At 71.4% G+C, this 14,633-nt stretch carries 14 protein-coding genes; 7 read left to right on the top strand and 7 right to left on the bottom strand.

The features are described from left to right. Positions 1-13: 13 nt before the first annotated feature. On the bottom strand, positions 14-517 hold the full coding sequence (locus tag AB0D93_RS11010; protein WP_362116565.1) for a sigma factor-like helix-turn-helix DNA-binding protein: 504 nt from the start codon (positions 515-517) through the stop codon (positions 14-16). Positions 518-667: 150 nt separating this feature from the next. Further along, on the bottom strand, positions 668-1,171 hold the full coding sequence (locus tag AB0D93_RS11005) for a MarR family transcriptional regulator (RefSeq protein WP_362117224.1): 504 nt from the start codon (positions 1,169-1,171) through the stop codon (positions 668-670). 162 nt (positions 1,172-1,333) lie between these two features. On the opposite strand from AB0D93_RS11005, the gene ilvA reads away from it, so the two are divergent. The 3 genes from ilvA (at position 1,334) to AB0D93_RS10990 (ending at position 4,590) form a co-directional block, all read left to right on the top strand. Continuing rightward, on the top strand, positions 1,334-2,563 hold the full coding sequence (ilvA, locus tag AB0D93_RS11000; protein WP_362116562.1) for a threonine ammonia-lyase: 1,230 nt from the start codon (positions 1,334-1,336) through the stop codon (positions 2,561-2,563). Between the two features lie 208 nt (positions 2,564-2,771). Next, positions 2,772-3,755: an ATP-binding cassette domain-containing protein gene (locus AB0D93_RS10995; RefSeq protein ID WP_362116559.1), complete on the top strand. Its 984-nt coding sequence runs from the start codon at positions 2,772-2,774 to the stop codon at positions 3,753-3,755. Positions 3,756-3,798: 43 nt separating this feature from the next. Continuing rightward, entirely contained in the window at positions 3,799-4,590 is a 792-nt protein-coding gene (locus AB0D93_RS10990; RefSeq protein ID WP_362116556.1) for an ABC transporter permease, read from the top strand. Positions 4,591-5,122: 532 nt separating this feature from the next. Here the strand turns inward: AB0D93_RS10990 and AB0D93_RS10985 are convergent. From AB0D93_RS10985 to AB0D93_RS10975, 3 genes are all read right to left on the bottom strand, one after another. Beyond that, positions 5,123-5,443 carry a hypothetical protein gene (locus tag AB0D93_RS10985; RefSeq protein WP_362116553.1) on the bottom strand — a complete coding sequence of 107 codons (321 nt, stop codon included), beginning with the start codon at positions 5,441-5,443 and terminating at the stop codon, positions 5,123-5,125. A 185-nt stretch (positions 5,444-5,628) separates the two neighbouring features. Further along, the gene (gene greA, locus AB0D93_RS10980; protein ID WP_360148976.1) at positions 5,629-6,129 is read right to left on the bottom strand and encodes a transcription elongation factor GreA; all 501 of its coding nucleotides are present in this window, start codon (positions 6,127-6,129) and stop codon (positions 5,629-5,631) included. A gap of 190 nt (positions 6,130-6,319) precedes the next feature. Continuing rightward, on the bottom strand, positions 6,320-6,718 hold the full coding sequence (locus tag AB0D93_RS10975; RefSeq protein WP_362116550.1) for a DUF4307 domain-containing protein: 399 nt from the start codon (positions 6,716-6,718) through the stop codon (positions 6,320-6,322). A 114-nt stretch (positions 6,719-6,832) separates the two neighbouring features. On the opposite strand from AB0D93_RS10975, the gene mca reads away from it, so the two are divergent. Both mca and AB0D93_RS10965 read left to right on the top strand, forming a co-directional pair. Then, positions 6,833-7,714, top strand: a complete 882-nt coding sequence (mca, locus tag AB0D93_RS10970; RefSeq protein ID WP_362116547.1) for a mycothiol conjugate amidase Mca — start codon at positions 6,833-6,835, stop codon at positions 7,712-7,714. Beyond that, a complete protein-coding gene (locus AB0D93_RS10965) occupies positions 7,707-7,952 on the top strand; it encodes a hypothetical protein (RefSeq protein ID WP_362116544.1) in 246 nt (81 codons plus the stop codon). Before mca ends, AB0D93_RS10965 begins: the two co-directional genes overlap by 8 nt. 9 nt (positions 7,953-7,961) lie before the next feature. On the opposite strand, the gene AB0D93_RS10960 is transcribed toward AB0D93_RS10965, so the two are convergent. Continuing rightward, entirely contained in the window at positions 7,962-11,165 is a 3,204-nt protein-coding gene (locus tag AB0D93_RS10960) for a tetratricopeptide repeat protein (RefSeq protein ID WP_362117222.1), read from the bottom strand. A gap of 178 nt (positions 11,166-11,343) precedes the next feature. Then, the gene (locus tag AB0D93_RS10955; RefSeq protein WP_362116541.1) at positions 11,344-11,733 is read right to left on the bottom strand and encodes a hypothetical protein; all 390 of its coding nucleotides are present in this window, start codon (positions 11,731-11,733) and stop codon (positions 11,344-11,346) included. Between the two features lie 123 nt (positions 11,734-11,856). Between AB0D93_RS10955 and AB0D93_RS10950 the strand changes: the two genes are divergently transcribed. Both AB0D93_RS10950 and AB0D93_RS10945 read left to right on the top strand, forming a co-directional pair. After that, positions 11,857-12,447: a helix-turn-helix domain-containing protein gene (locus tag AB0D93_RS10950; RefSeq protein ID WP_362116538.1), complete on the top strand. Its 591-nt coding sequence runs from the start codon at positions 11,857-11,859 to the stop codon at positions 12,445-12,447. Beyond that, entirely contained in the window at positions 12,428-14,458 is a 2,031-nt protein-coding gene (locus AB0D93_RS10945) for a thioredoxin domain-containing protein (RefSeq protein ID WP_362116535.1), read from the top strand. The genes AB0D93_RS10950 and AB0D93_RS10945 overlap by 20 nt, the downstream gene beginning before the upstream one ends. The last annotated feature ends 175 nt before the right edge of the window (positions 14,459-14,633 follow it).

Genomic DNA, 14,633 nt, shown 5'->3' with positions numbered 1-14,633 from the left:
CCGGGACCGACCCTCATGACGGCGCCACCTCCCTGCCCGCCGTACGGGGCGTGGTGGCGCGGGCCGGATGGAGCAGGGTGGCCGTCGCGCGGTCGCAGATGGTGTGGACGCGGTCCGCGGGGAGACCGAGGAGGGCCGCCGCCTGTTCCTCGGCGACGCCTTCGTAGAGGCGCAGTACCAGGATCAGCCGTTCCTGCGGGGTGAGCGCGGCGAGCGGGCAGCGCGGATCGGGCCGGGCGCGGCCGAAGGCGCCGTGCCGGTGCCACGTCGCACGTGCGAAGCGGGTGGCGAGGTACTGGCGGGCGCAGTCGTACGGATCCTCGCCGTGCAGCCGGTCCCAGCGCGCGTAGGTGTGGGCGAGCGCGTGCGTGAGCAGGCGCCGCGCGCGCGGGTTGGCGTCCGGCGCCTCCGCCGTGAACAGCGTGGCGGCATGCAGCAGACGCCCGGCCGCGCCCGCGACGAACGCCTCGAACTCCCGGGCCCGGCGGGCACCTCGGGACACCTGCCGATCACGCACCGCGCCTCCCCCTAGAGGGGCCCTGTCCGGTACGGGACAGGTGAACCGCGTACGAACGACACAGGACCCGGTCGTCTCATATGAGGCCAGCGAAGGCCCGGGGTCAAGACTCCGGCACCGACCGGTCCGTGCCGCGGCGGGCGTCCGCCCTCAGGACGCCGGGGGCTGCTCCGCCGACGCGCCCCCGACCGTCATCCGCGCGGACAGCGCGCCGTTGAAGCGGGTCAGGAGCGTGCAGAACTGTTCGCGCTCCTCCGGCGCCCAGTCCTGCGTCAGTTCGGCCATCAGCTGACGCCGGGAGGAACGTACCTCCTCCAGCCGGGCCACCCCGCGCGGGGACAGCTGAAGGACCACCGCACGCCCGTCCTCGGGGTGCGAGGTGCGCTTGACCAGCCCGGTGTCGACCAGCGGAGCCACCTGCCGGGTGACCGTGGAGGAGTCGATGCCCATGCTCGCGGCGAGCGCCTTGACGCCCATCGGGCCTTCCTTGTCGAGGCGGTTGAGCAGCAGATACGCCGCGCGGTCCATGGAGTTGCGCACCTGCCCGACCCCGCCGAGCCGCGTCTGTTCGGCACGCCGGGCGAACACCGCCACCTCGTGCTGCAGGGTGTCGAGAAGACCGGTGTCACCGACGGTCGTCATGTCCATCGACATTTCAGGTGTTGTGGGCATGGCCGGAGGCTCGCTTCATGAAGGGCTGCTGGGTTGGGGGACAGGGTACGCGGCCCGGCGGCGGGCCGTACCGGCGCTGCGCAAACCGGTCTCGGAGCTTGGTCACACCCGCCGTGTACGACCGTGAACTGCGATGCTGGAGTCATGAGCTACGGCACGGCTGACTCCTTGCGTTCCGTCACCCTCGACGATGTGCGCGGCGCCCAGAAGATGCTCTCGGGTGTGGCACGGGTGACCGCGATGGAGGGCAGCCGGCACCTGACCCAGCTGGTCGGCGCGCCGGTGCAGCTGAAGTGCGAGAACCTCCAGCGCACCGGCTCGTTCAAGCTGCGCGGCGCCTATGTGCGCATCGCCGGGCTGCTGCCGGAGCAGCGGGCGATGGGCGTGGTGGCCGCGAGTGCCGGGAACCACGCGCAGGGCGTGGCGCTGGCCTCGGCGCTGCTCGGTGTGCACTCCACGGTGTTCATGCCGAAGGGCGCCCCGCTGCCCAAGATCAGCGCGACCCGGGACTACGGCGCCGAGGTGCGCCTGCACGGACAGGTGGTCGACGAGACGCTGGCCGCCGCCGAGGAGTACGCCGCCGAGACGGGCGCGGTGTTCATCCACCCCTTCGACCACCCGGACATCATCGCCGGGCAGGGCACGGTCGGCCTGGAGATCCTGGAGCAGTGCCCGGAGGTGCGCACGATCGTCGTCGGTGTCGGCGGCGGCGGGCTCGCGGCCGGGATCGCGGTGGCGGTGAAGGCGATCCGGCCGGAGGTCAGGATCGTCGGTGTGCAGGCGGAGGGCGCGGCGGCCTATCCGCCCTCGCTGGCCGCCGGGCGCCCGGTGTCGGTGCAGAACCCGGCGACGATGGCCGACGGCATCAAGGTGGGGCGGCCCGGCCTGGTGCCGTTCGGGATCGTCAGGGACCTGGTCGACGAGGTGCGCACGGTCAGCGAGGACCAGTTGTCGGCCGCGCTGCTGCTGTGCCTGGAGCGGGCCAAGCTGGTCGTGGAGCCGGCCGGGGCGAGCCCGGTCGGGGCGCTGCTGGCCGCGCCGGACGCCTTCGAGGGCCCGGTCGTCGCGGTGCTCTCCGGCGGGAACGTGGACCCGGTGCTGATGCAGCGCGTGCTGCGGCACGGCATGGCCGCGCAGGGCCGCTACCTGGCCGTTCGGCTCCGGCTGACGGACCGCCCGGGCGCCCTCGCCACACTTCTGGGGGCGTTGTCAGTGGTCGACGCTAATGTCCTCGACGTGAGCCACGTCCGAACCGATCCCCGGCTCGGGCTCACGGAGGCGGAGGTGGAGTTGCACCTCGAGACGAAGGGCCCGGCGCACTGCGCCGAGGTCGGCCAGGCCCTGCGGGACGCGGGTTACACCGTCATCGACTGAGAGCCCCGGCTCCAGGCCCGGAACCCGACCGATCACTCGTTCGAGTCAATACCCGGTCCATCCCATTGAGAGACGCGATACATCGCGTTATGGTGTGGTCGGCCACCCGCCTTCTGCCCGCAGGAAATCCGTGGGCGGATCCGGGTGCGCGAACCCAGCTCTTCCGAAGAATCCCTGACGACGATCCCCCGATGACGTGGAGACAGACATGCCAGGCGCCATCCATGCCGAAGGCCTGGTGAAGACCTTCGGTGACGTAAGGGCACTCGACGGCGTAGACCTGGACGTGCCCGAAGGCACGGTCCTCGGCCTGCTCGGGCCGAACGGCGCCGGCAAGACGACGGCCGTCCGCTGCCTGACGACCCTGCTGCGCCCCGACAGCGGCAAGGCGGTCGTCGCGGGCGTGGACGTACTGAAAGACCCCGACGCCGTGCGCCGCTCCATCGGCCTGTCCGGCCAGTTCGCGGCGGTCGACGAATACCTGACCGGCCGGGAGAACCTGCAGATGGTCGGGCAGCTCTACCAGATGAAGGCCAAGACGGCCAGGCAGCGCGCGTCTGAGCTGCTGGAGCAGTTCAACCTCGCGGACGCCGCCGACCGCCCCGCCAAGACCTACTCCGGAGGCATGCGCCGCCGGCTCGACCTCGCCGCGGCCCTGGTCGTCTCGCCGCCGGTGATGTTCATGGACGAGCCGACGACCGGCCTCGACCCGCGCAACCGCCAGCAACTGTGGGAAGTCATCAAACAGCTCGTCTCCGGCGGTACGACCCTGCTGCTCACCACTCAGTACCTGGAGGAGGCCGACCACCTCGCCCACGACATCGCGGTGGTCGACCACGGCCGGGTCATCGCCAAGGGCACCTCCGACCAGCTCAAGGCCCGGACGGGCGGCGAGCGCGTCGAGGTCGTGGTGCACGAGCGCGAGCACATCGCGAGCACCGCGGAGGTGCTGCGCGGCTTCGGCAAGGGCGACGTCACGGTCGAGGAGCACACCCGCAAGCTCACCGTCCCGGTCACCGGCGGCGCCAAGCTGCTCGCCGAGATCATCCGCGAGCTGGACACCCGCGGGACCGAGATAGACGACATCGGGCTGCGCCGCCCCACCCTCGACGACGTCTTCCTGTCGCTGACAGGACACATGGCCGAGAGCGCCGGCCAGGACGAGGCGAACGGCAAGGAGGCCGTGAAGTGAGCACCGTCAGCGAAGCCTTGAAGGGTCAGGTGAAGTGAGCGCCATGAGCGATTCCCTGGTGATCGCCCGCCGGAACTTGATCCGCATGGGCCGGATTCCTGAAATGCTCATCTTCGGGCTGATCCAGCCCATCATGTTCGTGGTGCTGTTCACCTACGTGTTCGGCGGCTCGATCCAGGTCGGTTCGTCCAACTCCACCCAGGCGTACCGCGAGTTCCTGATGGCCGGCATCTTCGCCCAGACCGTCACGTTCGCCACGGCGGGCGCCGGTGCGGGCATCGCCGACGACATGCACAAGGGCCTCATCGACCGCTTCCGCTCCCTGCCCATGGCGCGCGGCGCGGTCCTGACCGGGCGCACCCTGGCCGACCTGGTCCAGACGGCGCTCACCCTCGTCGTCCTGGCGGTCGTCGCCCTGATCGTCGGCTGGCGCACGCACGAGAACCTCGGCAAGGTCCTCGCCGGTTTCGGCCTGCTCCTGCTGCTCGGGTACGCGTTCTCGTGGATCGGCGCGCTCATCGGCCTGTCCGTGCGCACTCCTGAAGCGGCGACCTCGGGCGGCCTGATCTGGCTGTTCCCGCTGACCTTCATCTCGAACGCGTTCGTGGACGCGAACCAGATGCCGGCCTTCCTGCGGCACATAGCGGAGTGGAACCCGTTCAGCGCCACCGTGCAGGCCGCGCGCGAGATGTTCGGCAACCTCCCGCCGGGCTTCCACGCGTCCGGTGCCTGGCCCATGCAGCACCCCGTGTGGGCCTCGCTGATCTGGTCGGTCGTGATCATCCTGGTCTTCCGCACGCTCGCGGTGCGCAAGTACCGCCGCGCGGCCGGGTAACGGCTCCGCGTCGACGCTCCACAGGGAGGAGCCCCCTCCGGACGCCGGAGGGGGCTCCTTCTACTCGGTCTCGGTCGGCGACGGCCTAGTCGGTCTCGGTCGGCGACGGGGCGGGAATCACTTGCCCGTTCCTGCCGTCCCTCCCTCTCCTGCCGCTGTGACCCCTTCTGCCGCGATGACCATGCATCCCGTGCCGTCCGGGCTTTCCTGTCGGGCCGGTGGGGCCGGCCGGACCAGAGGGGCCCGAGGGGCCGGGCGGGCCGGACGGGGCGTGCTCGATGAGCTGTGCGATGCGTTGTGACGGCAGTTCGTCGAGCTCATTTTGGTGGATGATGAGCGCAGTTGCCTGCCCGACAAGCGCGACGGTCAGCACTGCGCCGAGCACGAGACGGCGCCGCGGGCCGCGCAGCACCTCGTTTACGCTTCTCACGTCGTTCCTCACGCTGTGTGACGGTACAAGTGCCGCAGAGAGCTTCTCTGCTTGATCGGGGGTGGAGCGGCGTCGGCCGTATGGCGACGATGGCGCTCACCGTCACCCGGGGGCGACAGCGTCCTTGCCGTCCTTGCCGTCCTTCCCGGGAGGGCCGTTCTGTCCGTCCTGCCCGTCCGTCCCGTCCTTCCCGTCCTTGCCCTGAGGGCCGATGGGGCCGGGGGGGCCGGGGGGGCCGGGGGGGCCGGACGGGCCGGACGGACCCGGCACGAGGCGCTGATCCTGGAGGTCGATGGGTTGTGTCTGCAGTCGATCGATTTGCATTGCCTGGGTGATGATCGCAGCCGACTGCGCGACGAGCGCGACGGTCAGCACTGCGCCGATCACATGGTGGCGCCGCGGGCTGCGCAGCGCTTCGATCACGCTTCTCACATTTTTCCTCACGGTGTGTGACGGCGACGGGCGAAAGCTTAGAGGACGAGGGCTTGCGCAAGCTGGAACGCCGCGTCGAGTGTCTGCCCCGGGCGACCGGCCGCCGGTTCCGGATACGACGAAGCCCCCGCTGTCCGGCGGACAGCGGGGGCTCCACGTCGGATCGGGTGGGTGGATCAGCCCGAGTACGGCTCGGCCTTCAGGATCTTCACCGAGGCCTTCTTGCCGTTGGGCAGCTCGTACTCCGCGTCCTCACCGACCTTGTGGCCGATGACGCCCGCGCCGAGCGGGGACTGCGGCGAGTACGTCTCGATGTCGGCGCTCGCGTACTCGCGGGAGGCGAGCAGGAACGTCAGCGTGTCGTCCTCGTCACCGTCGAAGGCGATCGTGACGACCATGCCCGGCGCGACGGCGCCGTCGGCGGAGGCCGGAGCCTCGCCCACCTTGGCGTTCTCGAGAAGCTGGGTCAGCTGCCGCACGCGCAGCTCCTGCTTGCCCTGCTCCTCCTTGGCCGCGTGGTACCCGCCGTTCTCGCGCAGGTCGCCCTCCTCGCGCGCGGCCGCGATCTTGGCGGCGATCTCCGTGCGCGCAGGACCAGTAAGGTACTCAAGCTCGTCCTTGAGCTTGTTGTACGCCTCCTGGGTCAGCCAGGTGACGTTCTCGCTGGTCTGGGTCACAGGGTGCTCCTCGTCGGTACTGGGAATACAAAGCATCGCCCTACCCAGAAGCATGTTCCCTCTTGGAAGGGCGAAACCACGAGCCTAACAATTCAAGGCCGGAAGGGGGAGGACATAAGCCATCAGAATCACATCAGCGCAGGTCAGCATGTACGTATTCCGGGTGAGGCGGGGAAGCGTCCGGTCCCGGTCAGCCGGTGTGGCAGCCGAGCAGCTCGGCCGTCGTGCCCTTCGCCGTCGTACGCAGAGTGACGACCCTGTCGATGCGCGTGGCCGACCCGTTGAAGCGGAAGTCGGCCCGGCCCACCTCGGAGCCGTCCGCCGCCTGTGAGCGCAGGGTGCAGTAGCCGTCGGTACCGGAGTCCTTGTGGACCTCCAGATGCACCTTCACCGCGTTGTCCGTGGCGTCGAAGGTGATCACCTGGGCGCTGATCTTGCTCTCCACGACGTAGTGGTAGGCGAAGTAACCGACCAGCGCGAGCAGGGCCGCGCCCAGGACCGTACCGGCGATTTTGAGCTTGTGGTCCGCACGCTCGTCCGAGGAACGGCCGTAGCGGCCCTCGGGCAGCCGCGCGCTCGCCGTACTCATGATCGTCCTCTCGGCAGGAACCGGACCCGGAATTATTCGCCCCCCGTTTCCGTCACTATAGAAGCCGCCGATCGCGCCGAGACCACGGGGCGCCGACTTACCGAGGATTGAGTCTTGACTGACCAGCTGCGACTGATGGCCGTTCACGCGCACCCCGACGACGAGTCGAGCAAGGGCGCGGCCACCATGGCGAAGTACGTGTCCGAGGGGGTGGACGTGCTGGTGGTGACCTGCACCGGCGGAGAGCGCGGGTCCATCCTCAATCCCAAGCTGCAGGGCGACAAGTACATCGAGGAGCACATCCACGAGGTACGCAAGAAGGAGATGGACGAGGCCCGCGAGATCCTCGGGGTCAAGCAGGACTGGCTCGGCTTCGTCGACTCGGGTCTGCCCGAGGGCGACCCGCTGCCGCCGCTGCCCGAGGGCTGCTTCGCCCTGGAGGACGTCGACAAGGCGGCCGGCGAGCTGGTGCGCAGGATCCGTGCCTTCCGCCCGCAGGTGATCACCACCTATGACGAGAACGGTGGTTACCCGCACCCCGACCACATCATGACCCACAAGATCTCGATGGTGGCGTTCGAGGGCGCGGCGGACTCCGAGAAGTACCCGGAGAGCGAGTTCGGCCCGGCCTACCAGCCGCAGAAGCTGTACTACAACCAGGGCTTCAACCGTCCCCGCACCGAGGCGCTGCACAACGCCATGCTGGAGCGCGGCCTGGAGTCGCCGTACGGGGAGTGGCTCAAGCGCTGGAGCGAGATGGAGCGCACCGAGCGCACGCTGACCACGCACATTCCGTGCGCGGACTTCTTCGAGATCCGCGACAAGGCGCTGATCGCGCACGCCACGCAGATCGACCCCGACGGCGGCTGGTTCAAGGTGCCGATGGAGCTGCAGAGGGAGGTCTGGCCGACGGAGGAGTACGAGCTGGCGAAGTCTCTCGTCGATACCTCCCTCCCCGAGGACGACCTCTTCGCGGGCATCCGCGACAATGCCTGACATGAGCGCAAGCGTGAGCCTGGCAGTGACGCACCTCGTCCCCCTCGCCAAGGAGGTCGACGAGAACAAGGTCACCCCCGGTGTCCTCGGCTTCATCGTCTTCGCGGTGATGGCCCTGGCGGTCTGGGGCCTGATGAAGTCGATGAGCAAGCACATGAACAAGGTCGACTTCAAGGAGTCCCCGGACCCCTCGGCCGACAAGGCCGACAAGGCCGACTCCGCGGCACGCCGGAGCTGACCCGGGACCTCAGCGCCCCGACGGTACCGCCACTCCCATCACCTCCCGGGCGTGGCGGTCCGGCGTCATGCGCAGGCGCCACGCCTGCCAGCCGTCCTCCAGGCTGACCCCGCGTTCCAGCAGCAGGGCGTACGCCGAGACGTAGTCCGCCAGTTTCTCGTCCCGCAGCGCATGGCCGGCCCGGGCCAGGTGGGCCAGCTCCTCCTGGGCGACCGCCGTTCCCACTTCCACCCCGCCGGGCGCCGCGTAGGGCAGCAGGGTGCAGCGCAGGAAACGCGCCCAGTCCTCGCCGCGCCGGTCGCCGTAGGAGGCGAACAGGTCCAGTGCCTCGTCGGTGAGGGCCAGCGCCGCCTGCGTACGGGCGTTGCCCGCGTCCACCACCGCCAGCTCCAGGCATGTCCACGCCTCGCCGTGGGCGACGCCGATGCGCTGGAAGTCGGCGCGGGCGTCCATCAGGAGCTGCCGGGCGAAGCCGGAGTTGCGCAGCGAACCGGTCCGCGCGGCCCGCTGGTCGCGGGTGACCCGGGCCGAGTGGTGCCGGGCGCAGGCCAGGCCGTACACGTCCCGCATCCGGGAGAACATCGTGCGGGACCGCTCCAGATCGCGCACCGCCTGGTCCAGATCGCCGGCCTCCTCCAGGGCCTGGCCCAGGTAGTACAGCGTCCATGCCTCGCCGCGTGCGTCCTCGTTCTCCCGGTGCCGGGCGGCGGCCTGCCCGAGGGCGTCCACGGCCGGTGCGGCGTCGCCGTCCACCAGGCGGGCCCGGGCCAGCTGGGTGAGCGCCCACGCCTCACCGCGCGCGTCGTGTGTTTCGCCGTACCGGTCCAGGGCCGCCCGCAGTTCGGTCTCCGCGCGCGGTACGTCGCCCATGCGCAGCGCCAGCTGGCCGAGCTGGAAGTGTGCCCACGCCTCACCGTGCACCGAGCCGCCCGCGCGATGCAGGACCAGGGAGCGGGTGAGCAACTCCTGGGCCTGCGCCAGCCGGGCCCGGTCGCGCTGGACGGCGGCCAGGGCGTGCATCGTCCAGGCCCGGTCGGTGGCCAGCTCCGGCGCCGCCTGCAGATCCAGCGCCTCCTGCAGCTTGGCGGCGGCCTCGGTGAGGTTGCCCTGGTGGTGCAGGGTGATCCCGAGGGAGCACAGGGCCCGGGCCGCCCCCGCGTCGTGGTGCGCCTCCCGGTACAGGTCCACCACCGAGGCCAGTGTGGTGCGCGCCTTGTCCAGCTCGCCCAGCTGCCGGGCCGCGATGCCGGTGCGCCACTGCACCGAACGCACCAGCAGCCCCTGGTCCACGGCCTCGGCCAGCTCGCTGATCTCGCCGAGCCGGTAGAGGTCGCCGCGCAGCAGGCAGTAGTCGCACAGCGCGCCCAGCAGGTTCTGCACCGCCGACTGGTCCACACCCTCCGCGTGCCGCAGTGTCGCGGTGATGAAGCTCGACTCGTCGTCCAGCCAGCGCAGCGCCTCGTCCAGCGAGGTGAAGCCGTGCGGGCCGAACTGGTGCGAGCGCGTCGACATGTTCCCGTCGACCAGGCGCAGCACCGAGTCGGCCAGCTCCGCGTAGTTCACGATCAGCCGTTCCTGCGCGGCCGCGCGCTCGGCCGGGTCCTCCTCGTCCAGCAGCCGGGCCTGGGCGAAGCCGCGCACCAGGTCGTGAAGCCGGTAGCGGCTGCCGCGCACATGGTCGAGCAGGCCGGACCCGGCGAGGGCGACGAGGTGACGCGTGGCCTCGGCCTCGTCCGTCGCGAGCAGGGCGGCCGCCGCCGCGGCGCCCAGCGAGGCCCGGCCCGCGAGCGCGAGCCGGCGCAGTAGCCGGCGCGTCGGCTCCGGCTGGTCGGTGTAGCGCAGCCACAGGACCCGCTCCACGGGCTCCACCGGACCGTACGCGCCGAGGTCCGTGGCCAGCTGCCGGGGCGAGCGCGGACCCAGTGCGGAGCCGGCGATCCGCAGTGCCAGCGGCAGCCCGCCGGTGAGGTCCCGGATCCGGTCGGCGGATTCGGCGTCGTACGGTCCCGAGGCGTCCTCGGCGGCCGCGCCGAGCAATTCCTCGGCACCCGCGGCGTCCAGCGCCTCGACGGGCAGGTGGTGCACCCAGGCCGGCAGCTCCGCGGACAGGTCGAGGGCGCTGCCGGCGGTGACCAGGACCAGGCTGTCGGAGCGCTCGGGCACCAGCGCCCGCACCTGCTCCGGGTCCGAGGCGTCGTCCAGCACGATCGTCACCGGCAGGCCCGCCAGGTGCCGGTGGTACAGCTCGCCGAGCCGCTTGACCTGCTGGTCGGGGGAGGAGCGCTCCCGGAACAGCAGCTGCTCGCGAGGCGCGCCGAGCCGGTTGAGCAGATGCAGCAGGGCGTCCCGGACCGGCAGCGGCGCCTCCTCCCGCCCGCCGCCGCGCAGATCCACGACCACCGCGCCGCGGAAGTGGTCCCGCAGTTCGTGCGCCGCACGCACCGCGAGCGTGGTCCGGCCGGAGCCGGGCTCGCCGTGCAGCACCACCACCGTCGGCCGGGTCTCCGTGGCCGCCCGGGCCGCCTGTGCCCACTGCCGGATCTGTGCCAGCTCCGCCCGGCGCCCCGCGAACGGACCCTCCGTGTCGGGGAGTTGCCCGAACGACTGCTCCAGCACCGTGCGCCGCCGGGCCGCCGCGCTCTTGTCCGCGCCGCGCAGCGCGGGGCCGCCCTTCTTCTTCGGGCCCGTGGAAGCGCTCAGCACCCGCTGCTGGTCGAGGAACGGGCGGATGCCGCGCACCTCCAGCGCGGTCAGCCACTGCAGCCGCAGCTGTTCCGGTCCGCCGGGCCGGCCGGCCGCGCCCGCGTGGCGATGCGCGGCCGGCAGATGGGCGCCGGCCACCTTCACCACGGAGGCGGCGGCACCGACCACGCCCGCGGTGACGCCCGCGCCGACGGCCGTACCGGCACCGGTGCCCAGGGACAGGTCGGCCACCGCGGCGGCGACCGCCGCGACCACCGCCACCATCAAGGCGGTTGTGGCGCCCTCCCGGGCGTAGCGCTGCCCGAAGGTCGGCCGGCCCGCCTCGGCCTCGTCCAGCGCGCGGGTATACGTCTCGTACTCCTCGCCGGCCGCCTCCGCCATCGCGTCCAGCGCACCGCGCGCCCGCGACAGCAGCAGCTGTCCGTCGATCCGCCCGCCCGAGCGCCGTACCTCCTCCTCGACGGCCCGCACCAGCAGCCGCTCGGCCTCCGCCCGATGGCCGTCCCGCATGTCCCGTCCCCCTCCGGAGCCAACTTCCTTGTCCACGAGTGTCCTTCGCGGAAGGCGCGAACGGGAGAGGTGGTTCCCGGTGGGGAGTTGGGGAGGAGCGGCGACGACCTTGTGAGCGTGTGCCGTGCGGGGCCGGAGCGGCGGTCGGCGAAGCGGCACGGCGCACTCGGGCGGAACCTCAGCGTCCTTCCGCCCGCCGCGCCTCGCCCAGCGCCAGCAGGACGCACGCCCCCGCCAGCCCCGCCTCGCCCACCGCGCACACCAGAGCCTCGGCCAGGGGGGTGCCCGTGCCTGCCGTCGTTATGTCGAACCAGGCGTCCAGCAGCGCAACCGATGCCGTCGCCGAGGCCGTCAGGCGGGCCCTGGCGTCGCCGCGCAGGCCGAGGAGAGCGGTCGTCGCGCAGAGCGCCGCCATGAGGACGTCGAGACCGATCCAGGCCAGTGGCCAGTGGTCCACCTCCGTACTGTCCGGAAGGGTCAGGCCCAGCACCACCGTCCACGGAACCAGCAGGGCCGCGGCCACCCCCAGCAGGACCGACGGCCACTTCCTCCGCTCGATCACGGTCACGCCCACGTCCTCCCCGCTCGTCGTCCCTCGACTGCGTCCACCCTAGACCGCAGAGAAATCTCTGCAAAGAAATCTCGGCACACCTCAGGGACGTCTCCGGGTTCTCAGGGTTACGGTGGCGGCATGACCGACGGCCTGCCCGAGATGACCAGCCTGGAGCGCACCGCCCTCTACAAGTCCCTCGGCAACCCGCTGCGCCGCCGGATCCTCGACTACCTCGGCCGGCACGGCGAGGCCAACTCCACCGTCCTCGCCCGCGAACTCGGCGAGAGCTCCGGCACCACCAGCTACCACCTGCGCAAACTGGCCGAGCAACGGCTCATCGAGGAGATCCCGGAGAAGTCCGGCGGGCGTGAGCGCTGGTGGCGGACGCTGCCCTTCCGGCACACCACGCCCGATCCGGCCACCATGGCCCCGGAGGAGTACGCGGCCGCCGAACAGCTCGCCCTGCTCAAGATCGAGGTCGACACCCGGCTCTTCCGCCGCGTCCACGAGGAGTACCGCGGCCCCCAGGGCTGGGCCCAGGTGCAGCGCGCCGGCGCCTGGATGACCAAGGACGACCTGCACGCCTTCGTCCGCGCCTACCACGAACTGCTCGACCGCTACGGCCACACCCGCGAGGACGCTCCCGAAGGGGCGCGCCACGTGGACCTGCGCTTCTACGCCGCACCCGAGCCCGTGGGAGAGTGGAACGGTGAACCGACTGGCCCATGAGACGTCCCCGTATCTCCTCCAGCACGCAGACAACCCCGTCGACTGGTGGCCCTGGTCGGCCGAGGCCTTCGCCGAGGCGCGCCAGGCGGGCAAACCCGTCCTGCTGAGCGTCGGATACAGCAGCTGTCACTGGTGTCACGTCATGGCGCACGAGTCCTTCGAGGACCGGGCCACCGCCGACTACCTCAACGAGCACTTCGTCAGCGTCAAGGTCGACCGCGAGGAGCGGCCCGACGTCGACGCCGTCTACATGGAGGCGGTGCAGGCCGCCACGGGCCAGGGCGGCTGGCCGATGACCGTCTTCCTGACCCCGGACGCCGAGCCCTTCTACTTCGGCACCTACTTCCCGCCCGCGCCGCGGCACGGCATGCCCTCCTTCCGGCAGGTGCTGGAAGGTGTGCAGCAGGCCTGGAGCACCCGCCGGGACGAGGTCGCGGAGGTCGCCGGGAAGATCGTCCGCGATCTCGCCCAGCGGGAGCTCGGCCACCACGCCCCGCAGCCGCCCGGCGAACAGGAACTCGCCCAGGCCCTCCTCGGGCTCACCCGTGAGTACGACCCGCAGCGCGGCGGATTCGGCGGGGCGCCGAAGTTCCCGCCGTCCATGGTGCTGGAGTTCCTGCTCCGCCATCACGCGCGGACCGGCGCCGAGGGTGCGCTCCAGATGGCCGTGGACACCTGTGAGCGCATGGCCCGGGGCGGGATCTACGACCAGCTCGGTGGCGGGTTCGCCCGGTACTCCGTCGACCGTGACTGGATCGTGCCGCACTTCGAGAAGATGCTGTACGACAACGCGCTGCTCTGCCGCGTGTACGCCCATCTCTGGCGGGCCACGGGATCGGATCTCGCCCGGCGCGTCGCCCTGGAGACCGCCGACTTCCTCGTGCGTGAACTGCGCACGGAGGAGGGCGGGTTCGCCTCGGCGCTCGACGCCGACAGCGACGACGGCACGGGGCGGCACGTCGAGGGCGCGTACTACGTGTGGACGCCGGAGCGGCTGCGGGCCGTCCTCGGGGACGCCGACGGCGACCTCGCCGCCCGGTACTTCGGCGTGAGTGACGAGGGCACCTTCGAGCACGGTCAGTCCGTCCTCCAACTCCCGCAGACCGAGGGGGTGTTCGACGCCGAGCAGGTCACCTCCGTCAAGGAGCGGCTGCTCGCCGCCCGGGCGGAGCGTCCCGCACCCGGCCGGGACGACAAGGTCGTCGCCGCCTGGAACGGTCTCGCGATCGCCGCGCTCGCCGAGACCGGCGCCTACTTCGAGCGGCCCGATCTCGTCGAGGCCGCGGTCGCCGCCGCCGATCTCCTCGTACGGGTGCACCTGGACGACCACGCCCGTCTCGCCCGCACCAGCAAGGACGGCCGTGTCGGCCCCAACGCCGGCGTGCTGGAGGACTACGGCGACGTCGCCGAGGGCTTCCTCGCGCTCGCGTCCGTGACCGGCGAGGGCGTCTGGCTGGACTTCGCCGGACTGCTCCTCGACCACGTGCTGACGCGCTTCACCGACCCCGGCACCGGGGCGCTCTACGACACCGCGTCCGACGCCGAGCAACTCATCCGCCGGCCGCAGGACCCCACGGACAACGCCACCCCGTCGGGCTGGAGCGCGGCCGCCGGTGCCCTGCTGGGCTATGCCGCGCACACCGGCTCCGAGCCCCACCGGACCGGTGCCGAAAGGGCGTTGGGTGTCGTGAAGGCCCTCGGCCCGCGCGTGCCCCGGTTCATCGGCTGGGGGCTCGCCGTCGCCGAGGCCCTGCTCGACGGGCCGAAGGAGGTCGCCGTCGTCGGACCCGGCCTCGCGGAGAGGACGACCGCCCTGCACCGTACGGCACTTCTGGGCACCGCCCCGGGTGCCGTCGTCGCCGTGGGCACTGCGGACAGTGACGAGTTCCCGCTCCTCGCCGACCGGCCGCTCGTGGCCGGTGAGCCGGCTGCGTACGTCTGCCGCAACTTCACCTGTGACACGCCGACGACCGACCCGGAACGGCTGGGTGCCGTGCTCAACCGCCGCTGACGCGACACCGAGCGGCCGCTGAGCTGCGCCGGGCGGGTGTGGCGCGGGCAGTCGAACTGTCCGAATGTGAGCAGGTGTTCGGATAGATCCCACTACCCGCACCACCGTTCCGAAACACGCTATTTATCGGAAGAGCTCCCACACTTCACACATCCCACCTACTCTCTCCACAGCG

This window comes from Streptomyces sp. NPDC048191 (assembly GCF_040652655.1).
In the GTDB taxonomy this organism is placed as follows: Bacteria; Actinomycetota; Actinomycetes; order Streptomycetales; family Streptomycetaceae; genus Streptomyces.
Note: the sequence above shows the minus strand (reverse complement) of the source record. Positions and strands in the feature narration are given on the sequence as shown.